17 protein-coding genes are annotated in these 22,184 nt (G+C 70.7%); 9 read left to right on the top strand and 8 right to left on the bottom strand.

The window, feature by feature from the left end:
• The first annotated feature begins 85 nt into the window (after positions 1-85).
• A complete protein-coding gene (locus IEY60_RS11465) occupies positions 86-664 on the top strand; it encodes a PPA1309 family protein (RefSeq protein WP_189026848.1) in 579 nt (192 codons plus the stop codon).
• Here the strand turns inward: IEY60_RS11465 and IEY60_RS11460 are convergent, their stop codons facing one another.
• Positions 665-1,690, bottom strand: a complete 1,026-nt coding sequence (locus IEY60_RS11460; RefSeq protein WP_189026845.1) for a YlbL family protein — start codon at positions 1,688-1,690, stop codon at positions 665-667.
• A 127-nt stretch (positions 1,691-1,817) separates the two neighbouring features.
• On the opposite strand from IEY60_RS11460, the gene IEY60_RS11455 reads away from it, so the two are divergent.
• The 3 genes from IEY60_RS11455 (at position 1,818) to IEY60_RS11445 (ending at position 5,724) form a co-directional block, all read left to right on the top strand.
• Positions 1,818-3,233, top strand: a complete 1,416-nt coding sequence (locus tag IEY60_RS11455) for a zinc-dependent metalloprotease (protein WP_189026843.1) — start codon at positions 1,818-1,820, stop codon at positions 3,231-3,233.
• Between the two features lie 209 nt (positions 3,234-3,442).
• Entirely contained in the window at positions 3,443-4,315 is an 873-nt protein-coding gene (locus IEY60_RS11450) for a TOMM precursor leader peptide-binding protein (protein ID WP_189026841.1), read from the top strand.
• Between the two features lie 59 nt (positions 4,316-4,374).
• Entirely contained in the window at positions 4,375-5,724 is a 1,350-nt protein-coding gene (locus IEY60_RS11445) for an ABC1 kinase family protein (RefSeq protein ID WP_373291689.1), read from the top strand.
• Between the two features lie 79 nt (positions 5,725-5,803).
• Here the strand turns inward: IEY60_RS11445 and IEY60_RS11440 are convergent, their stop codons facing one another.
• The 3 genes from IEY60_RS11440 to IEY60_RS11430 form a co-directional block, all read right to left on the bottom strand.
• Positions 5,804-6,058 (bottom strand): WhiB family transcriptional regulator, encoded by a 255-nt coding sequence (locus tag IEY60_RS11440; protein WP_189027533.1) that lies wholly within the window; start codon positions 6,056-6,058, stop codon positions 5,804-5,806.
• 177 nt (positions 6,059-6,235) lie between these two features.
• Positions 6,236-6,562, bottom strand: coding sequence for a hypothetical protein (locus tag IEY60_RS11435; protein WP_189026837.1), 327 nt, complete (start codon positions 6,560-6,562; stop codon positions 6,236-6,238).
• 110 nt (positions 6,563-6,672) lie between these two features.
• Complete coding sequence (locus tag IEY60_RS11430; protein ID WP_189026835.1) at positions 6,673-8,829, bottom strand: ATP-dependent DNA helicase UvrD2; 2,157 nt, start codon at positions 8,827-8,829, stop codon at positions 6,673-6,675.
• 131 nt (positions 8,830-8,960) lie between these two features.
• Here IEY60_RS11430 and IEY60_RS11425 point away from each other — a divergent pair, with 131 nt between their 5' ends.
• Positions 8,961-9,191 (top strand): mycoredoxin, encoded by a 231-nt coding sequence (locus IEY60_RS11425; protein WP_189027531.1) that lies wholly within the window; start codon positions 8,961-8,963, stop codon positions 9,189-9,191.
• Between the two features lie 105 nt (positions 9,192-9,296).
• Here the strand turns inward: IEY60_RS11425 and nudC are convergent, their stop codons facing one another.
• The 4 genes from nudC to IEY60_RS11405 all read right to left on the bottom strand — a co-directional run bounded on the left by nudC (position 9,297) and on the right by IEY60_RS11405 (position 18,796).
• Entirely contained in the window at positions 9,297-10,187 is an 891-nt protein-coding gene (gene nudC / locus IEY60_RS11420; RefSeq protein ID WP_189026833.1) for an NAD(+) diphosphatase, read from the bottom strand.
• 32 nt (positions 10,188-10,219) lie between these two features.
• Positions 10,220-11,275, bottom strand: coding sequence for a potassium channel family protein (locus tag IEY60_RS11415; protein ID WP_189026831.1), 1,056 nt, complete (start codon positions 11,273-11,275; stop codon positions 10,220-10,222).
• 85 nt (positions 11,276-11,360) lie between these two features.
• A complete protein-coding gene (locus IEY60_RS11410; protein WP_189026829.1) occupies positions 11,361-15,065 on the bottom strand; it encodes an ATP-dependent helicase in 3,705 nt (1,234 codons plus the stop codon).
• Positions 15,062-18,796 carry an ATP-dependent helicase gene (locus IEY60_RS11405; protein WP_373291707.1) on the bottom strand — a complete coding sequence of 1,245 codons (3,735 nt, stop codon included), beginning with the start codon at positions 18,794-18,796 and terminating at the stop codon, positions 15,062-15,064. The genes IEY60_RS11410 and IEY60_RS11405 overlap by 4 nt, the downstream gene beginning before the upstream one ends.
• Positions 18,797-18,884: 88 nt before the next feature.
• On the opposite strand from IEY60_RS11405, the gene IEY60_RS11400 reads away from it, so the two are divergent.
• The 4 genes from IEY60_RS11400 (at position 18,885) to IEY60_RS11385 (ending at position 22,153) form a co-directional block, all read left to right on the top strand.
• A complete protein-coding gene (locus tag IEY60_RS11400; protein WP_189026827.1) occupies positions 18,885-19,676 on the top strand; it encodes an alpha/beta fold hydrolase in 792 nt (263 codons plus the stop codon).
• 3 nt (positions 19,677-19,679) lie between these two features.
• Positions 19,680-19,970, top strand: coding sequence for an MGMT family protein (locus IEY60_RS11395; RefSeq protein WP_189026825.1), 291 nt, complete (start codon positions 19,680-19,682; stop codon positions 19,968-19,970).
• A gap of 71 nt (positions 19,971-20,041) precedes the next feature.
• Positions 20,042-21,784, top strand: a complete 1,743-nt coding sequence (locus IEY60_RS11390; RefSeq protein ID WP_189026823.1) for an NTP transferase domain-containing protein — start codon at positions 20,042-20,044, stop codon at positions 21,782-21,784.
• Positions 21,785-21,994: 210 nt separating this feature from the next.
• Positions 21,995-22,153 (top strand): hypothetical protein, encoded by a 159-nt coding sequence (locus IEY60_RS11385; RefSeq protein WP_189026821.1) that lies wholly within the window; start codon positions 21,995-21,997, stop codon positions 22,151-22,153.
• Positions 22,154-22,184: the final 31 nt, after the last annotated feature.

The raw sequence follows: 22,184 nt of genomic DNA, 5'->3' as shown, positions 1-22,184 counted from the left end.
TGGTCCGTGACCGGACCGTTGCCGCCCACTCTACGGAAATCGGACACCATGCAAGCGTCTGGGCCGAAAATGATTGGATGGGCGGGTGACCGATGACCAGCACGCCGAAGCCGTCCTCGCCCGTTGTGTGCGCGAGGTCGTCGAGTTCGCCGACGCCGAGGGCTGGGGAAACCCGCCGCAGATGTTCGCGTTGGTGCCGACCGCCGACCTGGTCGCCGCCGAACCCGACCTCGAGGATCAGCTCGACGACGGCAGCGAGCTCACCCCGATCGCGCAGGAAGCCTTCCCCGACGACATCACCGGCGGGTCGATGGCGCTCGACGAATTCCTCGCCACCACCACCTGGCCGCCCGCCGTCGAGGGCTGCGTGCTGGTCCAGGAGATCGTGGTGCTGCCGCCGGACGCCGAGAGCGACCTCGACGAGGCGCTCGTCCCACTGCTCGCCGACGACGATGCCGCCGATGCGGCCGGTCGCGCCGCCGCGCACGCCCATCCGGGCAGGCGTGACGCGCGGCTCATCGCCGGTGTACTGCGTCAGGGCACGTCACTGTGCCTGCTGCAGATCCGCCCCGAGGACGACGACGGCTTCGGCGATCTCGACCTGCGCACCTACCCGAACCTGGCGCCCGGCCTGGTCGAGGCGCTGCACCACACGCTGGAGTGATCAGCCGCAGCTGACGGCCTCGCGGCCCGCGTCGATGGCGGCCAGCGAGGTCACCGCGCTGTCGAGGGTGTCGACCTTCACCAGCCGCAGGCCCTCCGGCGCGCGCTGACGGGCCTCGTTGCAGTTGTCGGCGGGAACGAGGAACGTCTCGGCGCCTGCCTCGCGCGCGGCGATCATCTTGTACTGGATGCCGCCGATCGGGCCGACCTTGCCTTCCTGATCGATGGTGCCGGTGCCGGCGACGAACCGGCCGCCGTTGAGCTCACCGGGCGAGAGCTTGTCGATCAGCGCCAGGCTGAACATCAGTCCCGCCGACGGACCGCCGATGTCGGCGAGGTTGAACTCGACCTGCAGCGGCGGGCGGCCACCCTCCCCCGGGGTGATGCCGAGATAGCCCTTCGACGCGTCGTCGGGGCGCGCGGCGAGGGTGATCGGCGTGGTCTGCTCGGCGTCGCCACGCCGGTAGGCGACCGTGATCGTGGTGCCGGGGCCCTTGGTGCCGACGATGTCGATCACGTCCTTGGGCGCGGTGATCGGGATGCCGTCGATGCTGAGCAGCTCGTCGCCGACCTGCAGCACGTCCTTGGCCGGGCCCTCGTCGCCGAACCCGCGCACCAGCACCACCGTCGGCATATTCAGGAAGTGCAGCGCCGCGACCTCGGCATTGCTCTCCGAATCCTTGAATTCCTGCTGATTGGACTTGTCGACCTCTTCGCGCGGGACCCCGGGCGGGTACACCTCGGCGCGCGGGACGAGGCCGTGCTCACCGCTGGCCCAGAAACCGAACGCCTCGAACAGGTTGAGCCCGTCACGCACCGACACCGTCGTCATATTGAGCTGCCCGCTCGTCGGATCCAGCGGCGCGCCGGTGACGTCGACCACCTGCTTTCCGTCGACCTTACCGAGGGTGTCGAAGGTCGGGCCGGGGCCGAGCGCGACGAACGGCACGGTGACCACGCTGCCGACGACTCCGAGCACGAGCACGGGTACCAGGGCCACGATCAGGGTGAGGATCCGACGATTCACTCCGACCACAGTAGTGATCACCCGCCGTGACCGACGGTAGTGGCACGCTTTTGCCGTGCGCGCTGCTCGCCCGATTTCGCGATGCGCGAACACCGTGGGTCCAGGGGTCCCGCGTAACGTAAGAGGTATGAGCGATCTCCCCTTCGGCTTCTCGAACCGTGACGACGACGATTCGGGCAAGCGTCGCGACGAGGCGAACGGTCCCGGCGGAAGCGATCCGTTCGGGTTCGGGGCGGCGGGCGCCGGCGGCTTCGATCCGTCGCAGCTGGGTCAGATGCTGACCCAGCTCGGACAGATGCTCAGCGGCATGGGCCAGGCCACGGGACCGGGCGGCGCGCAGTCGGGACCGGTCAACTACGACGTGGCCAAGCGACTGGCCCGCCAGCAGCTCGGCGCGAGCGTCGCGCCGATCGCGGCGAAGACGACCTCCGCGGTGGCCGACGCGGCGCACCTGGCCGAGCTGTGGCTCGACGGCGCCACCATGCTGCCCGCCGGCGCGTCGAAGACGGTCGCGTGGACGGCCAACGACTGGATCGAAGAGACCCTGCCCACCTGGAAGCGCCTGTGCGATCCGGTGGCCGAGCAGATCTCGGGCATGTGGACCGCGCAGCTGCCGGAGGAGGCCAAGCAGTTCGCCGGGCCGATGGTCGGCATGCTCGGCCAGATGGGCGGGCTGGCGTTCGGTTCCCAGCTCGGTCAGGCACTGGGCCAGCTGGCCAAGGAGGTGCTGACCTCCACCGATATCGGTCTGCCGCTCGGCCCGGCCGGTACCGCGGCGCTGCTGCCGACCGCGATCTCGGCGTTCAGCGAAGGGCTCGAGCAGCCCGAGAGCGAGATCATGGTGTTCCTCGCGGCCAGGGAGGCTGCCCACCAGCGGCTGTTCGGGCATGTGCCGTGGCTGCGTCAGCAGGTGCTCGGCGCGGTCGAGGGCTACGCGCGCGGCATCAAGATGGACTTCTCCTCGTTGGAGGAAGCCGCCCAGAACATCGACCCGATGTCGCTGAGCGACCCGTCCAAGCTCGAGGAACTGCTGTCCCAGGGCACGTTCGAACCGCAGACCACCCCCGAGCAGAAGCAGGCGCTCGAGCGCCTCGAGACCCTGCTCGCGCTGATCGAGGGCTGGGTCGACGTGGTGGTCACCGACGCTGTGGGTGAGCGGTTGCCGGGCGCGGGCGCGCTGTCGGAGACGCTGCGCCGCCGTCGCGCGAGCGGTGGACCCGCCGAGCAGACCTTCGCCACCCTGGTCGGTCTGGAACTGCGCCCGCGCAAGGTCCGCGAGGCCTCGGCGCTGTGGCGCCGGCTGACCACCGACGCGGGCATGGAGCGCCGCGACGGTGTGTGGGCGCACCCCGATCTGCTACCCGATTCCAGCGATCTGGACTCGCCCGCCGGCTTCATCGACTCGGTGATCGGCGGCGGCACCGGCGCTTTCGACGACCCGCTGGCCCAGCTCGCCGAGACCGAGGCGCGGGAGCGCGACGAGGCCGAGCGCGGCAAGTCCGAACCCGATACCGACCCGGACACCGGCACCGGCCGTCCCTGACCCGCACCGCAACCACGGTCTGCGAAAAATCAGCGGATCGTGATGGCGCGACACGGCTCCGCGACCAGGACGCGTCCGGAAACCCCGCGCCGACCTGCGGACACGAGTTGTCCACAGGCCGGAAATCACGACCGCGACACGCCGAAAGCCTGTGGATAACCAGGCTTTCGGCACACCGTGTGCCGTGGCCGGATGCCGATACTCGGGACATGACGACCACGACGCCACTGCGCGGACCGATGCTCCACCCCAGGGTGACCACGCTGGTCCGCCCGTCGGGCACGGTGCAACTGGGCTGGGATCCCGAACGCGCCCTGCTGCTCGAGACCACCGAACTCGACACCGGCACGGTGCTCGCGTTCCTGCGACTGCTCGACGGGTTGCAATCGAAGCCACAGATCATCTGGCGCGCAGGGGAATTCGGGATCGCGCCCGACCGCACCATCGCCCTGCTCGCCGCGATCGAGCGGGCCGGACTGCTGCTGCAACCCGAGCGCAAACAGGGCCGGATCCGCGCCGTCACCGTGCACGGGCTCGGCCCGCTCTCCGACGCGGTGGCGATCGGATTGCGGCGCATGGGTTTTCGTCCCGTCCGGTCGCGGGAGTACCGACCCGACACCGTGATCGGGGCGGGCAGTGATCTGGTGGTGCTCACCGATGCGCTGATGGTCGATCCCCGCCTGTCGGTGGACCTGGTGCTGCGCCGGATACCGCACCTGCAGGTGCGGGTCCGCGACGGCGTCGGCGTGGTCGGCCCGCTCGTGCTGCCCGGCGAGACCAGCTGCCTGCGCTGCGCCGACCTGACCCGCACCGGATTCGATGCCGATTGGCCGCATCTGGCGGCGCAGTTGCTCGGCCGCACCGGGCACGCCTCGCCCGCCGGTATCGCGGCGACGACCGCGCTGGCCATGGGCGAACTGGAGGCGATCGTCGCGTGCTCGCCACGCCGACGGCCCGGCACCCTCGACGCCACCGTCGAGTTGGATCTGGACACCCACGAGGTGCAGCGACGGCCCTGGCTACCGCACCCGGACTGCGCGTGCGGGACCGTCGCCGCCACCGGATCGGGCACGGGCCGATGAGCACCGGCACCGACCGGTGTGAGCATTCCCATGGCACACCGCGGGCTAGTTCGGCCATGATGGGTAGCGTGTCCGAGATCGTGCGCCGCAGTTCCAGCCGCAATGCCAAGTTGGCCAAGATACCGCTCGGCATTGCCGGACGAGCCGCCGTCGGGTTCGGCAAGAAGCTCGTCGGTGGTGACAAGCAGCAGATCAACGCGACACTGAACCAGAAGGCCGCCGAGCAGTTGTTCACCGTGCTCGGTGAGCTCAAGGGCGGCGCGATGAAGTTCGGGCAGGCGCTGAGTGTGATGGAGGCCGCCGTCCCGGAGGAGTTCGGCGAGCACTACCGCGAAGCGCTCACCAAACTGCAGGCCGCCGCCCCGCCGATGCCCGCCGAGACCGTGCACCGGGTGCTCGATCAGCAGCTGGGCACCAAGTGGCGCGACCGCTTCCAGTCCTTCGACGACACCCCCGCCGCCTCGGCCAGCATCGGCCAGGTCCACCGGGCCGTGTGGTCGGACGGGCGACCGGTCGCGGTGAAGGTGCAGTACCCCGGCGCCGACGAGGCCCTGCGCGCCGATCTGAAGACCCTGTCGCGGATGACCGGGCTGCTCTCGTCGGTGATCCCCGGCGCCGATGTGAAGCCGCTGCTGGCCGAGATCACCGAGCGCACCGAGGAAGAGCTCGACTACCGCACCGAGGCCGCCAACCAGCGCCGCTTCGCCGCCGCGTTCGAGGGGCATCCGCAGATCGTGGTGCCGCGTGTGGTGGCGGGCGCGCCGAAGGTCATCGTCACCGAATGGCTCGACGGCACGCCGGTCTCGGCGCTCATCGCGGCGGGCGCTGCCGATCCGGAAGGCACACGGGCACAGCGCAATCGGATCGCCGAGCTGATGGGCACCTTTCACTTCTCCTCGCCCGAGCTGGCCGGCCTGCTGCACAGCGACCCGCACCCGGGCAATTTCCTCGTGCTGGCCGACGGCAGGCTGGCGGTCCTCGACTTCGGCGCCTGCGCGCCGATGCCCGACGGCTTCCCCGAGATCCTCGGCCGGATGCTCGCCCTGGCCGTCGCCGAGGACCACGCCGCGCTCACCGAGCTGCTCTACGAGTACGGCTGGGTGATCCCGGGCCGCACCGTCACCCACGAGGAGATCGAGGCGTATCTGCGCCCGTTCAGCGATCCGATCCGCACCGACACCTTCCACTTCACCCGCGCCTGGATGCAGCGCGTGGCGGGCAAGGCCTCGGAGTTCACCAGCCCCGAGATGAAAACCGCACGCGCACTGCAACTCCCGGCCGAGTACCTGATGATCTTCCGGGTCCTCGGCGGCTCGGTCGGCATCTTGGCCCAGCTCGACGCCGAACTCGGCTTCATGAACCTGGTCCGCACCTGGGTCCCCGGCTTCCGGGCCGAACGCGCGTCCTAGTCCACGCCGCCAACGCAAAACGAACCGCTCACCAGGACTCGGTGAGCGGTTCGCTTGCGGTACAACCCCATTCCGGGGTTCATGCCGGGATCGCGACCTTGCGCGGGCGGCCACGCGGGCGCTTGCGGGCGATCACGACACCCTGGTCGAAGATCTCACCGCCCCAGACACCCCACGGCTCGGCGCGGTCGATGGCCGCGGTCAGGCAGCCCTTGCGGATCGGGCAGGACGCGCACAGTTGCTTGGCCTGCTCGAGGTCGTTCGGGCTCTCCGCGAACCACAGGTCAGGGTTTCCGGCCCGGCAGGGCAGGGACGCCACGGTTCGGCATGTCACGTCAGTAGTGGCCGACGGCCAGTCCTGGGCGGTGAACACGTCGTTCTCCTTCAGCTCGTTTGCAGCGGTTGTTCGTTCGGTGTGCGAACCCGGTGCCAACGGCTGAGGAGCCGAATGAAAAAGGCCACGGATTTCGCTTCTCGCGATCCGTGGCCAGGAGGTGGTGGGAGGAGTTCCCTACCTAGTTCGACATCTCTGTCGAGACCTGAGCACGGTCGCTGGGTGGACACGGAGGCGGATTGCGCCGCCGAACGCGGGTGCGTACCCGAATTCGGCGGTCGGTGCTGCCGGCGCCTCGACGGCGGTCGGCTGCCAACCCACGCTGGGCTTGTCCTGGAGACGAATCGGGGTGTGCTGATGAACGACAGTCATCGGCACAGCGGTGGTATCGACGCCGGACAGACCGGTCCCCTGCAGAGCGAGGACCCCCCGGGAGGCCGACACCATGGATGCGTTCACCAGGACACGATTGCCCATCGCGTCGAACGTGGTGTTGCTGTTCATCTGACTGCCTCCCTCCTGAACTCGTGTGCTGATTAGAAACTCGCGCCGAAGTCACCCTCGGTGCGTGTTCTCCACCATAGGCAATGATCGAGAACCGAACAACCTATTTTCTACCTGCGGTTTTGTGTCGTAGCCCGCATCCGCGACGCGACGATGGCGAGCACGTCGGCACCGTACTGTTCGATCTTCTTCGCGCCGATACCCGCGATCGACGCCAGTGCCGCGTCGTCGGCGGGCAGCTGCTCGGCGATAGCGGTGAGCGTGGTGTCGGTGAAGACGACGAAGTCGCGCACCCGCAAGACCTCGGCCTTCTCCGCCCGCCATTCCTGCAGCGCCTCGAGTAGCTGCGGGTCGAGCTCGGCCGGGCAGCGACGGCACCGGCCGAGCATGGTGGCGTAGGTGCCGATCAGCGGCTTCGCGCAGACCCGGCACAGCGGGCGCTTGCCGTCGGCGTCCTTCGGCCCGTTCGCGGTCGCGGCGATTCGCGACGCGGGCGATTCGTCGGGCACCAGCCCGTTGAGGAACCGCGACCGCCTGCGCACCCGCCTGCCGCCTTCGGTGCGGGCCAGCGCCCAGGACACGGCGAGATGTTCGCGCGCCCGGGTGACGCCGACATAGAGCAGCCTGCGTTCCTCTTCCAGCGCCGCCTGATCGGACGGACTGCCGTCGTCACCGAGGACGTGCTGGATGGGCAGGGTGCCGTCGGCGACGCCGACCAGGAAGACGGCGTCCCATTCCAGGCCTTTGGCCGCGTGCAGCGAGGCCAGGGTGACGCCGTCGACGGTCGGCGGATGCTTGGCCTCGGCGCGGGTCGCGAGTTCGCGCAGCAGCCCGGTCAGGTCGATCTCCTCGTCGTGGCCGACCAGCTCCTCGGTGAGCTGCACCAGCGCCAGCAGCGAGGACCAGCGTTCCTTGGCCTGCGCGCCCGCGGGTTCCTCGGCGGTGAGGCCGACCGGGGCGAGCGCGGCCCGGACCAGGGTGATCAGTTCGGCGCCGCTGCGCGCCTCGTCGGGCAGGTCGTCGCGGGCGTCGGTCTGGCGCAGCGCCTGAATCGCCTGGCGGACCTCCTGCCGCTGGAAGAACCCTTCGCCACCGCGCACCTGGAACGGGATGTCGCGGGCGCCCAGCGCCTGCTCGAACGGCTCGGACTGGGCGTTGATCCGGTAGAGCACGGCGATCTCGGCGGCGGGGGTGCCCGCGGCGATCAGCTTCTTGATCCGGCCCGCCACGGCCGCGGCCTCCGCGGGCACGTCGGGATATTCGGCGAACTCGGGTTCTGGCCCGTCGGGGCGCTGGCCGATCAGCGCGAGCCTGGTCCCGGCGATGCGACCGCGGGCGGCGCCGATCACCCGGTTGGCCAGCGACACCACCTGCGGGGTCGACCGGTAGTCGCGTTCGAGCCGGATGACGGTGGCGTCGGGGAAGCGGCGGGAGAAATCGAGCAGGTAGTTCGGGGTGGCGCCGGTGAAGGAGTAGATGGTCTGGTTGGCGTCGCCGACGACGGTGAGATCGTCGCGTTCGCCCAGCCACGCGTCGAGTACCCGCTGCTGCAGCGGGGTGACGTCCTGGTACTCGTCGACGACGAAGCTGCGATAGCGGCCGCGGAATTCGTCGGCGACGGCCGGATAGTCCTCGAGCGCGGCCGCGGTGTGCAGCAGCAGGTCGTCGAAGTCGAGCAACAGGCCGTCGGCGGAGGTCTTCATCGACTCGTATCCCGCGTAGACCTGGGCGACCCTGGTGACCTCGACCGGCGCGTCGCGGTGGTGCCGCGCCGCGGCGGCGGGGTAGTCCTCCGGCGCGATCAGCGAGGCCTTGGCCCATTCGATCTCGCTGAGCAGGTCGCGGATCAGTTCGGTGGACGTGCCAAGCCCTGCCCGGTGCGCGGCCTGGGAGACCACGGGGAACTTGCTGTCGAGCAACCGCCACGGCACGTCACCGACGACCTGCGGCCAGAAGTACCGCAGCTGCCGCAGCGCCGCGGCGTGGAAGGTGCGGGCCTGGACCTGCCCTGCCTCGCCACCGAGTCCCATCGTGCGCAGCCGGTTGCGCATCTCCCCCGCCGCCCTTGCGGTGAACGTCACGGCCAGCACCTGGTCGGCCTTCACGTGTCCGCCCGCGATGAGGTGCGCGATCCGGTGGGTGATCGTCCTGGTCTTGCCGGTACCCGCACCGGCGAGCACGCACACCGGTCCTCGTGGCGCCCGCACCGCGGCGGCCTGTTCCGGGTCGAGGGCGGTGAGATCGAGTGCTGGCACGGGCACCATCATGACAGCGCCCGCCGACAACCGGGCCCGATGGCCGCCGTACCTCGGATTACGGCGCGCCGACGCAGGCCCGGAACACCACGCGCTCCCGCGACGTTGCACATCCCGTGACTGAAGCAACCACTGATCTGACGATGTACTCGACCACCTGGTGCGGCTACTGCCGTCGCCTCAAGACCCAGCTCGACGAGGCGGGCATCACCTACACGGTGATCGACATCGAGGACGACCCCGCTTCGGCCGAATTCGTCGGCAGCGTCAACAACGGCAACCACGTCGTCCCGACGATCAAGTTCCGCGACGGCTCGACCGCGACCAACCCGTCGCTGTCGCAGGTCAAGCAGGCACTCGCAGCACTGGCCTGAGACCCCGCCACCACGACCCGACCTCGAGGAGGGTCCGCCGCGCAGCGGCGGTTCGCGGCCGTCGGGACACCAGGGGCCGCGAACTCGAGCGCGCCAGCGCTCCAACTATTCCGCCCAGGACTCGATGATCGTGCGGGCGATCGAGATCGAACCGGGCACCAGCAGCCGCGCGCCGGTTTCCTTCGCCGACCAGTCGCCGATCTGGAGTGCGGCCCTGACCTCGTCGCGGGTGAACCAGTGCGCCTCGGCGATCTCACCGTCGGAGAACACCAGTTCCTGCGCCGGATCGCCGACCGCGGCGAAGCCGACCATGAGCGAGCGCGGGAACGGCCAGGGCTGACTGCCGAGGTAGTGGATCTCGCGCACGTCGACGCCCACTTCCTCGCGGACCTCGCGCTCGACGCAGTGCTCGAGCGACTCGCCTGCCTCCACGAACCCCGCCAGCAGCGAGAACATCGTCGCGGGCCAGGTGTGCTGGCGGGCCAGCAGCACACGGTCGCCACCGTCGTGCACCAGGCAGATGATGGCGGGGTCGATCCGCGGGAATTCCTCCACGCCGTCCGCGGTGAGCCGAGACCAGCCCGCGCGCGCCAGCGTGGTCGTCGTGCCGTCGCCGCCGTGGTAACCGGCGCGATCGTGCCAGTTCAGCAGCGCGTAGGCCGTGGCGAGCAGGTCGGCGGTGAAGTCGTCGACGGCACCGAGCGCCCGCAGGTCCTTCAACGTTCCGTCGAGTTCGGGCTCGCGCACTGCCCACAGGTGGCTGCCGTCGACGACGCCGAGGAAAACCGCGCCGGGACCCGGCTGCTCGGCGATCGTGACGGCCGCGTCGAGGACGACACCGGCGCTCTCGACCCGTACCCGCCCGCGGACATCGACACGCAGGACCTTCGCCTTACCCCAACCTTCACGCAGGGCGTCGGGATCGAGCCGGACGTGCTCGGCTCGATCGATGGTGGAACGCGACAGCAGCGGAACATCTTTCAGTCGGAACGACACACTGCCGAGCCTAGTCGTTCCCCGGCCCGGGCCTACTTTCCGCTGCGGCGGATGTAGAGCAGCTTGTCGCCCGCGTCGAGCGCGTCGACCTCGGGTTCACCCACCCGGATCAGATTGCCGCCGCGCACCACGCCCAGCACGATGTCGCTGAGATGCCGCGGCGACCCGCCGATCTCGCCCGGTTCGACCTCGCGTTCGGCCACCGCGAACCCCTGTTCGGGCGTCAGCAGATCCTCCATCATCTCCACCACGGTAGGCGTCGTGGTGGCGATGCCGAGCAGCCTGCCCGCGGTCTCCGAGGACACGACCACCGAGTCGGCGCCGGACTGGCGCACCAGGTGGGTGTTCTCGGCCTCGCGGATGGCGACGACGATCTTGGCCGTCTTGTTCAGTTCGCGGGCGGTGAGGGTCACCAGCGTGGCCGTGTCGTCGCGATTGGTGGCGACGATGACGGAGGCGGCCCGCTGCACGCCGGTCAGGCGCAGCACATCGGATTTTGTGGCCGAGCCGTGCACGGTGACCAGGCCCGCGCTCGCGGCTTGCTCGAGTGCCACGGCATCGGTGTCGACGACCACGATGTCGGACTGCTGCACGCCGTCGCCGAGCATGGCGTCGATCGCGGTGCGTCCCTTGGTGCCGTAGCCGACGACGACGGTGTGATTGCGCACGGTGTGCCTCCATCGCTGAATCTTGAACGCCTGCCGCGACCGTTCGGTGAGCACGCTGAGGGTGGTGCCGACCAGCACGATCAGGAACAGGATGCGCAGGGGGGTGATGACGACCGTATTGATCAGTCGCGCCGACGGAGAGAACGGGGAGATGTCGCCGTAACCGGTGGTCGACAGCGAGACGGTGGCGTAATACAGCGCGTCGAGGAACGAAAGCTCGCCGCCGGCGTTGTCGTTGTAGCCGTCGCGGCCGACGTACACCACGATCGCCGCGGTGAACAGCAGCGCGATCGCGAACAGGACGCGGCGGGTGAGGGACCACCACGGACTGGTCTGCGCCGCGGGGATCCGCAGCAAACCGACCAGCGCGTAGTCCGGGCTACTGCTGAGCCCGATCGGGCCGACCTTGTTCCCTAGCATCGCCCCCTCCTTTCGCTCGGCCCGTCACCGATTTCGTCAGGCTCCGGCACAAACCGGGAGCCTACTGCGTTCCCGCGCGCCGGGCTCACTCGACATCCGGGGCCGGAGCGGCGTCGCGGATGAGCTGCTCGAGCTCCTGCGGACCCGCGAGGTCGGCGGGGGCGATGGTGCGGCCGGACCGGACGTAATGGAATGCCGCGCCGACTCGTTGGAGCATCTGGTCCTCGGTGGCACCGGTGCGGGCGGCCATGAGCCGTGCCCAGGCGAGGCGGTAGACAGCCAGCTGCACGGCGACGGCGGCTTCGTCGGCGGGGCCGGGTTCGGCGCCGGTCTTCCAGTCGACCACCACCCAGCGGCCGCCGGGTTCGGCGAACACGGCGTCCATCCGGCCACGGATGACGGTGCCCGCGATGCTCGTCTCGAACGGCACCTCGACGTCGATGGGGTTGCGGTGCGCCCACGGCGACCGGCGAAACGCGGCCTGCATGGCGGCGAGTTCCTGGTCGGCGCGGCCCATTTCGGTCGTGCTGTCGGCGGCGCCGGGCAGTTCGTCGAGGCCGAGCAGCTGTTCGGTGCCGAACCAGGACTGCACCCAGGCGTGAAAGGCGGTGCCGCGCCGGGCCATCGGGTTCGGTGGATACGGCAGTGGGCGGCGCAGGCGAGCTGCCAGCCGGGTGGGGTCGGCGCGCAGTTCGACGAGTGCGGTGGCGGGTAGCTGGCCGGGCAGCTCCACCTGTTGTTCGGCGAGTTCGGCGGCGGTGAATTCGGCGAGCAGGGCGTCGACATCGGTGGCCCAGCCCTCCGGGTCTTCTTCCTCGTCCGCCTCGGGATCGGCTGGGCGGGAACGCAACTGTTCCAGGGCCTCGCGGACGAGCGCGGCGCCCTGTTCGATCGGGTCGCGGCGACCGCCGAGCGGGTCGCGCGGCCACTGGGCGGTGGGCGGATTGTCGGCGAACGGGTTGACGGCGTCGGGCGGCGGCTGGTCGTCCCAGCGGGCGATGGTGGCGACGCCGAAGGCCGCGCTGTCCGGGTCCTCGTTGGCCTGCTTGAGTTCGAGCAGGAACTCCGAGGGGCCCTTCTGCGCGGTGCCGGTCTCGGGCCAGTAGTAGGCCGAGACCAGTAGCACCCGTTCGGTTCTGGTGAGAGCCACGTAGAACAGCCTGCGTTCCTCGTCGAGCCGGCGGCTCTTGAGCGCCTCCTTGTGCGCGGCGATGGCGTGCTCGAGTTCGGACCGATCCCCCACCCGGCTCAGGTCGAGGACCGGCACGCCCTCGGACGCGTCGGGCTGGGCGCGGTCGCCGCGCAGGGAGGTGGGCAGTTCGGTGAGCGCGCCGAGCCAGGTGCTCAGCGCGGTCGTCGACGGGAACACCGACGCGCTCACATGCGGTACCGCGACGACCTCCCACTCCAAGCCCTTGGCCGCATGCACGGTGAGCACCTGCACGCGATCGCGCGCGACCTCCACTTCACCAGGCTCCAAACCGTTTTCGACCGATTCGGCGGCGGTGAAGAAGGCCAGCAGGCCACTCAGCGAGGCCCGCGAGTCGGCCGCGTAACCCGCGACCACCTCGGCGAAGGCGTCGAGGTGCTCGCGGCCGGCGCCACCGCCGGCGATGGCGCGTCTGGCCTGGGTTTCCACGCCGACGCCGATGGTGCGTTCGACGTCGGCGACGAGTTCGACCAGCGGCTGACCGCTGCGTTCGCGCAGTGCGGCCAGCTCCTCGCCCAGGGCGATGATGCGGGCGAACCCCGCTTCCGAATACTGGTCCGGCGCACCGGGATCGGCGATGGCGTCCGCCAGTCCCGCCTGCTCGGTGGGCTCCGGTGCGACCTCACGCAGTGCCGTCGCCAGTCCGGCCGCGTCGGTGATGGCGTTGGACGCGTCGCCGGACAGGCTGCCGATCGACAGCATCCGCGCGCGCCGGGCCAGTGCGGCCAGATCGGCGACACCGAGCCGCCAGCGCGCACCGGTGAGGATGCGGATCGCGGCGCTGCCGGTGCCGGGTTCGGCGATCAACCGGAGGGTCGCGACGATATCGGCGACCTCCGGTGTCGCCAGTAGTCCACCGAGGCCGACGATTTCGACCGGGAGCCCTTGTTCACGCAAGGCCTCCGCGATCGGTGCCGCATCCGCATTACGCCGGATCAGCACCGCCGACGTCGGCGGCGGCTGCTCGGCTTCCCGTGCCGCCGCCCATTCCCGCGCGATCCGCTCGGCGATCCAGTCTCGTTCCTGGGCAACGGTTTCGGTGAGCGCCAGCTCCACAGTCCCCGGATGCGCCTCCGGTTTGGCCCGCAACGCGTCCACCGTCGCCCCACCCGCGGCCTTGGCCCGCAGTCGCAGCGGATCGGCGACCAGGTTCGCCAGCGCGAGTGCCTCCGGCGGGTTTCGCCAACTGGTCAGCAGCGGCAGGATCGGCGCGGGAACACCCGGTGCCGTGGGGAAATCGGTCGCAAAGCGAGGGAGGTTGGCTGCCGAGGCACCACGCCAGCCGTAGATCGACTGCATCGGGTCACCCACCGCTGTCACGGCGAGGGTGTCACCACCCGACGCAGCTTCCGCCGGTTCGCTCGTGCCTGCATCCAATTGCCCAGCGCCTGGTCCGACCTTGCTGCCATGTGGCTGCTCGTCCGAGACCGCGCCGACCCCGCGCCCCACCATGCCGCCTTCGTGTGCGCGGCCGAAGTCGCCGTCGACAGCACCGTGGGCGCGCCCGCCATCCCGGTCGTCGCCGCGAACTCCGGTGAGCTGGCCGGATTCCGCCGAGTCCAGGTGATCCGCTGGGCCCCACAACGTGTCGGCGTCCGGCGTCTGGGCGGTAGGCGCACGACCACGCACGCGCACCGGGCGGGGGCGGTCTTGTCGCACGGCCTCGGCATTGCCGAACAGGGCCGACAGCAGCACCCGCTGGGCGTGGCCGGTGTCCTGGTATTCGTCGAGCAGGACCAGTTTGAACCGGGCGCGTTCGGCGGCGGCGACCTCCGGATGGTCGACGGCCAGTTGCGCTGCCAGGGACATCTGCGAGCCGAAATCGAGTGCGCCACGGCGATTCAGGGCCTCGGCGAGTTGGCGGACCAGCGGTAGCAGCTCCACGCGCTCCCGTTGCGCGTCCACGACAGCGGTCAGCGCCTTGCTCGGCCCGCCGCGCTGACGCGGACCGGCGGGCAGGGTGTAGACCAGCTTCTCCAGCTCGGCATGCGCCTCGGCCAGCTGCTCCGGCTCCACGAGATGCTCGGCGAGTTGCCCGGACAGCGCGAGGACCGCCTCGGTCACCGAGACCGGCGTGCGGTCGGTGTCGAGGTCGCCGTCCCAGGACCGCACGACCTCGTGCGCGAGCTGCCACAGCTGGGTCTGGGTGAGCAGCGCGGCCGACGGCTCGACCGGCAGCAGCAGACCGTGCGCGGTGAGCAGTCTGCCCGCGTACGAGTGATAGGTGCTGATCTCGGGTTCGGCGCCGGAGATCAGCGTGCGCAGCGCACCGGTCGGGTCGATCTCGCGCACCAGCGGCGCACCGGCCAGCCGCGCGAGCCGGGTGCGGATGCGGGAGGTCAACTGCTGGGCGGCTTTTCGGGTGAAGGTGAGGCCGAGTACCTCGTCGGGTGCCACCAGCTGATTGGCCACCATCCACACCACGCGCGCGGCCATCGTCTCGGTCTTGCCCGCGCCTGCGCCCGCCACGACCAGCGTCGGTCCCGGCGGCGCGGCGATGACGGCCGCCTGTTCGGCGGTCGGTGGCGGCAGGCCGAGCGCGTCGGCCAGCCGTTGCGGGGTGACGCGCACGCCGCTCACTCGTCGGTCACCTGCCGTCCGGTGTCCTGCACCGGGCAGCTGCCCGCGACGGGACAGTGCCTGCACCCGTCGTTGCGCACGGCCAGGTATCCGGGCCCGCGCGTGGCGGCGGCGGCGTCGTGGATCGTGTCGCGCCAGGTCTCGAGACCTTCGGCGTCCAGGGCGGTCTGGGCGCGTTCGGTGGCGCCGGTCTTGTTGTGCGGCTTGGCGACATAGACCAGCCGCGCGCCACCGGGATCGGCGACGGGCGAATCGGCCTCTTCCTCGTCGAGCGCGCCGTGGGCGGCCGCGACCTGGTAGGTGGCCAGCTGGGCATGGTCGGCGACAGCTTTGGCGCTGACCGGTGTCTTGCCGGTTTTCACGTCGACGATCACGAACCGGCCCTGCGCATCCCGTTCCAGCCGGTCGATGCGGCCGCGGATCCGCACGGCGCGTTCGTCGTCCGCCCGCGCGGGCAGCACGCAGTCCACCGGCACCTCGACCCCGGCCTGGGTGAGTTCGCCGCGGGTGGTGCGCACCCAGGCGAGGAAGGTCTCCAGCATCGCCTCGGTGCGGCGCAGTTCCTGCCGGGAATGCCAGCCGGTGGCCGGGTCGACCGTCTTCCACGCCTGGTCGAGCGCGGCCCGGACCTGCGCCTCCGGAACCTCTCCGGCCAGCGCCTGCACCAGCGTGTGGACGAGGTTGCCTTTGACGGCGTGCGGGTTGTCGCCGTCGGTACCGCCGTGGCGTTCCAGTGCCCAGCGCAGTGGGCAGGTGCGCAGCAGTTCGACCGTCGACGGGGACAGCCCGATCGGGGAATCGTCGTCGTCCCACAGTTCCCGGTCGGAACTGAGTTCGGCGGTGCCGTACCAGTCGCCGGGGTCGGTGCCGGGGACACCGGCGTCGGCGAGCCGGGCGAGCTGATGGGCGGCCCGGTCGCGCCGGTCGGGTGCGGTGGTGGGATCGCAGACGACGCCGCGTAATTCGGCGACGAGGGCGTGCATCACCAGCGCGCGACCGGGATCGGCGACGGGCAGTGCGCCGGGTTCGCCGGTGTCGTCGTCGCCGAGCAGTTCGGTGAGGAACCGCGATGGCACGAGATCCTGGTCCCCGGCAGCGGATTCGACGGCCGTGACCAGCAGCGAGCGCCGCGCCCTGCTGCACGCGACCAGCAGCAACCTGCGTTCCTCGGCGAGGATCGGCGCGGCCCGGCTCGTCGTCGCGCCGGGATCCACACCGGCGACCAGGTCGACGAGGTCCTCGGTGTGCAACAGGGTGCCCCTGGCGCGCGGGTTGGGCCAGATGCCCTCCTGGACAGCGGCGACCGCGACCACATCCCATTCCCGCCCGGCCGCCGCGTGCGCGCTGAGCAGCGACACCGCTTCACCCTCGGCGGTCAGCGGCCTGCCCTGCTGCGGAATCTGCTGGTGCAGCAGGTATTCGACGAAGCCCTCGATGCTGGCCTTGGGCAGCCGGTCGACGTAAGCGGCTGCGGCGTCGAACAATTCGACGGCAGCGTCGAGGTCGCGGTCGGCCTGCATGCCCGCGGCCCCACCCCGGCGGGACTGGCGGAACCAGCGTCGTTCCAGCCGCGAGCTGGTCCACAGTGTCCACAGCACGTCTTCGAGGCCCTGTCCCCTGGCCTGGGTCTCCCTGGCCTTGCGCACGGCGCGCAGCACTCGCTGCAGCGGCGCGGCTTCCACCTCGGTGAGTCCGTCGAGCAGACGTTCCTCGCCGATGCCGACGATCAGGTCGCGCAGCACTTCCGCCGAGGACTGGTCGATCAGCGGTACGGCGGGCGGTTCCGGTTCCGGCCGTGGCGGACCCCTGTCGACCGGCGGTGCGGCGGGCAGGGTTTCGGCGTCGAGGATGTCGATGTCGTCGGGCAGGCGTTCGGCGATGTCCCAGTCCGGTTCGGGTTCCGGGCGCAGCGGGTCCTCGGGGTCGGGCTCCGGCGGCGACCATTCGTCATCGATCGGATTCGGTTCCGGCTCAGGCATTTCCGGCGGCGGTGGCGGCGCCTCGCCCCACAGCAGGAATTGGTCGGCCGCGTCGGCGTACGGGTCGGCGGCGGCCAGCGCCCCGGTGCGTTCCAGGTCGAGGACCGTGCGTCTGACACCACGGCGCAACCGGCGCAGCGCGATCTGATCGGCGCCACCGAGCGGCCCGGCCAGCAGATCCATCGCGTCCTCCGGCGAGAACATGGCATCGATCGCCCGCCGCGACCCCGGCCGCGACGGATCACCCGCCAGCAATACCCGCAGCGCCAGCACCATCCACGCCGCACCGCGCCTGCGCGCGAGCGGCTCGGCCACCGCGGGCCTGCGCACCGGCACCCCCGCCGCCAGCAACGCCCGCCGCAACGGCGCGAGCGACAGCGGCACCGACCGCACGATCACCGCCATCGACGACCACGGAATCCCGTCGGTCAGGTGCGCCCGCCGCAGATGGTCGGCAATGAGCGCGGCCTCCTTCGCCGCTGTCGACAGCACGCGCACCCGCACGCTCGACTCGCCGACCTCGGTCGCACCGCTCTGGTCCTCGAGATCCGGACCGCCGTGCGCGAACAGCTCCGGCATTTCACCACTGTTTGCCGAATCCGGTTCCGCGCCTTCGAAGTCGGCGGGCGTGGCAGGTTGTGTCTCCTGCCCTGGCAGCACCCGATGACGCGCACTACCCGGCAACCGCGCCGCGATCCGAGCGGTGGCGAGGCGGATCGGCGCACCACTGCGATGGTTGTGCCGCAAGATGATTCGCCGCTGCGGCACCGTGTCGATGTCGACAAGGAACCGCGAATCGGCGCCACGGAAGGTGAACACACTCTGATCTGGGTCACCCGTGATCACCGTGCTCGCGCTACCACTGCCGATGGCGCGCACCAGGGTCGCGGCCTGCGGGTCGAGATGCTGGGCGTCGTCGACTAGCAGATAGCGGGTCCGGTCACGTTCGGCGGCGAGCAGGTTCCGGTCACCGGCCAGCGCGTCGAGGGCGGCGCCGACCAGCTCGGCGGCGTCGAGGGCTGGCGCTGTCGCCTCCGGCGCCGCGACACCGACCGACCAGCGCAGCATCGACGCCTCTTCATAGCGCTGGAAGAACCGGCCGGCCGCCACCCAGGCGTCGTTGTCGTGCTCGCGCCCCAGCGCCATCAGATCTTCGGGGCCGAGCCCGCGTTCGGTGGCCCGCAGCATCAGGTCGCGGAGTTGTTCGGCGAATCCGCCCAGCGCCAGCGCGGGTTGCAGCCGCGGTGGCCACAGACCGCGCGCGCCCGCCTCGATGTCGGCGAGGTCGCCGCGCAGCATCTCGCGCAGCACGGCGTCCTGTTCGGCGCCGGTGAGCAGCCGCGGCGGCGGGTTGCCGTGCAGGTCGGCGTGGCGGCGCAGCACCGAGAACGCGTAGGAGTGCAGCGTCCGCACCATCGGTTCCCTGCTGGCGCCGGGAATGCCACCGGCGCCCGGACCGAGCTGGGCGGTGATCGCGTCACGCAGCGCGGCGGCGGCCTGCTTGGTGTGGGTCAGGACCAGGATCGATGCGGGGTCGGCGCCGTCGGTGATCCGCGCGGTCACCAGGTCGACGAGCAGGGCGGTCTTCCCGGTGCCGGGCCCGCCGAGGACCTGCCATGGCAGCCAGCCGGGACGTGGCGGCGCGGGCTGGGCCTGCTCGGCGAACAGCGCGCGAACAGCGGCGCCCCAGGCCCGCGGCCGGGGCGCCGGCGTCGTCCGGCGCACGAGTCGCACCGAGCTATCCGATCGCACCACGTCGGCTATTGCAACAGACCAGTACGACACGCCAGCACCCCCCTGCCGGGCAGACACGCTGCGCGACGGTGCGCGACCGGCCAGAATGGCTGTCGTGTCCTCGCTTCATGTGCATCGTTTCGGCCCCGCCGACGCCCCCGTCGTCCTCGCCCTGCACGGTCTCACCGGCCACGGCAACCGGTGGGAAACCCTCGCCACCGAACACCTCCCCCAGGCCCGAATCATCGCCCCCGACCTGCGCGGACACGGCCGATCCAGCTCGCTGCCACCGTGGGATTTCGAGACGATCGTCGACGACCTCGCCTCGCTGCTGCGCACCGAGACCGACGGCCCGGTCGTCGTCGCCGGACACTCCTTCGGTGGCGCGGCAGGCATCCACCTCGCCCGGCGCCATCCCGACCTGGTGCGCGCGCTGGTCCTGCTCGATCCCGCGATCGGTATCGATCCCAAGCTGATCGAACAGGTCGCGCTCGCCAACCTGGCCTCCCCCGACTACACCGACATCGCCGAGGCCAGGTCGGACAAGCAGCACAGCGCCTGGAGTCCCGACGAGGTCGACCCGGCGGTCCTGGAGCGCGAGCTCGCCGAGCACCTGGTGCCCACCGAAGGCGGCCGGGTCGGCTGGCGGATCTTCCAGCCGGCGATCACCTCCTACTGGGGTCAGCTGGCGCGCCCGTTCGTACTGCCGCCCGCCGATCTGCCGACCGTGCTCGTGCGGGCGGCCAAGGTGCAGCCGCCGTACGTCACCGGCGAATTCCTTGCCGCGCTGTCCGCTCACCTCGGCGACCGGCTCACCGTCGAGGTCTGGGATTGCGATCACATGGTCGCCCAGGCCCGACCCGCCGAAGCCGCCGCTCTGATCGCCGCAGCCCTGTAGGCGATGGCGGTCACCACGGAGGAACAGGTCGAACGGGTTCGCGCGCTGGTCGCCGCGATCCCGCCCGGCCGCGTCGCCACCTACGGCGACATCGCCCACGCGGCAGGTCTGTCCTCACCCCGCACCGTCGGCTGGATCATGCGCACCGATTCCGCCGACCTCCCCTGGCATCGGGTCATCGGCGCCTCCGGCCGCCCGTCGCCCCATCTGGCCGCCCGCCAACTTCGCCTTCTCGCCGAAGAAGGCGTCCCGATCACCGACGGCAGGGTGGACCTCCGCACGGCGAGGCTGTGACGCGCTCGAGCATCGACGTCATGCCCCGCTAGCATGACATTCGTGCCGATCCCCCAACGCCGAATCAACCGATGACCGCCGCCGACGCCATCGTGCTCGCGGGCGGGCGAGCCAGCCGGATGGGCGGGGTCGACAAGCCCGCGATCGTGATCGGCGGCCGGTCGATGCTCGACGCGGCGCTGGACTCGGTGCGCGAGTGCGGCGAGATCGTGGTGGTCGGGCCGCATCGGCCTGAGCTGGCTGCCCGGATTCAGCAGGTCCGTGAGGTGCCGCCGGGTTCGGGTCCGGTCGCGGCGATCGGCACCGGCCTGAGCGCGCTCGGACCCGATCCGTCCCCCTGGATCGTGGTGCTCGCCGCGGACATGCCGTTCCTCACCGCCGACACCGTGCGCGAATTGCTGCGCCGGGCAGCCGAATCCACCACCGACGCGGTCTTCGCGATCGACGGTTCCGGACGTCCCCAGTATCTCGTCGGCGTCTGGCGCCGCTCCGCCCTCGCGGCCGCGCTGGCCGGGCTCGACTCGCTGGTGAACCAGCCGATGAAGGCGATCGTGCCCACCGAGACGACCTCGGTCGAACTGCCCGGCACCGGCGACTGCGACACCGAGGAAGAGGTCCGCCGCGCCCGCGAGACGCTGGCCGCCACGACGACCCGGCTCGACCTCACCGAAGCCCGAGCGCGCCTCGTCACCGACCTGACCCCGCTGGTCGCCTACGAGGCCCATCTGGACGAGGTCGGCGGCGCCGCGCTCGCCGCACCGATCGTCACCGCGGGCGCACTACCCCGCTTCGACGTGTCCGCGATGGACGGCTACGCCGTGTGCGGCGACGACGGGCCCTGGCAGCTGCGCCGCGACATCGGTTTCGCCGGCGGCGCCCGACCGGTCGGCCTGCTGCCCGGCGAGGCCGTCCGGATCGCCACCGGCGCCCACGTCCCCGACGGCACCACCTCGGTCCTGCGCGACGAGTTCGCCGCGATCACCGGCGACGAACTCACCCGCCTGCCGGACACCCCGCTCCGCGGCGACATCCGCCGACGCGGCGAGGATCAGATGGTCGGCGACCTCCTCGCCCCCGCGGGCACCCGAGTCACCACCGCGCTCCGCTCCGCGGCCGCCTCGGTAGAGGTCACCTCCGGCCTGGTCCGCGGCCCTGTCCGCGCCCGCGTCGTGATGACCGGCGACGAGATCCGCAGCACCGGCCCCCTGCAAACCGGCCAGACCCGCGACTCCATCGGCCCGGTACTCCCCGACATCCTCGCCGGCCTCGGCGTCCACGTCGTCGACCGCGTGCACCTGCGCGACACCGCCCACGGCTTCGACGACATGCTCACCGCCACCGCGGGTTTCGACCTCCTGGTCGTCGTCGGCGCCACCGGCGGCGGCGCAGCCGACCAGCTCCGCACCGCGATCGCCCGCGCCGAGGCCCGCATCGTGGTCCCCCGATTGTCCATGCGCCCAGGCGGTTCCACCGTCGTGGCCGAACTCCCCACCGGCCCAACCATTCTCGGCCTCCCCGGCAACCCCTTCGCCGCCATAGCTGTCCTCCTGGCCCTCACCCCTTCGATAGTCGCGGGCCGCACCGCAGCACCCCCACCCCGCTCCCTCCGCGGCCCCCTGCACAACGCCGCCGACATCGCAGGCCCCATCCAGCGAATCACCCCCGCCCGCCACGCTCCCGAAGGCGGCTACACCGGCGACACCTCCGTCCGCACCGCCCACCTCGCCGGCCTGATCGACCGCGACGGCCTGGTCATCGTCCCTCCCGATGCCACCGACGGCACCATCGTCGAGTTCCTCCCTCTACAGCATTGAGCAATTCTGCCGAATCTGTCGACGACGGGGCAATTTACCCCAATTCATGCGTTGGCAAATAATGTTCGTGAATTTAACGACCGATATCGACACGCCGTTAATTCCCTGGTCGGAATACGATTTTTCGCGCACCCCTACCGGAGTGCATATCTGCTGGTTATCGTAGGCGCGTTAGGCGAAACACTATCCCTCGGAAAGGACCGTGTGGAGATGGCTGACAAGTCGAAGAAAGCGCCTAAGAAAATGCCCAAGCAGATGCCGCGGCAGCAGCAGCAACAGCGGCAGGAGCAGATGGGCGAAGACTCGCAAGGCATGACGCGAGCAGGCCAGGACGATCGGCGTGAACAGCGCCGCCCCGGCCATCACTGATCTACGTGTGTCGACGAGCCGCCGGTTCCCC

Source organism: Nocardia rhizosphaerihabitans (genome assembly GCF_014646295.1).
Lineage (GTDB): Bacteria > Actinomycetota > Actinomycetes > Mycobacteriales > Mycobacteriaceae > Nocardia > Nocardia rhizosphaerihabitans.
Note: the sequence above shows the minus strand (reverse complement) of the source record. Positions and strands in the feature narration are given on the sequence as shown.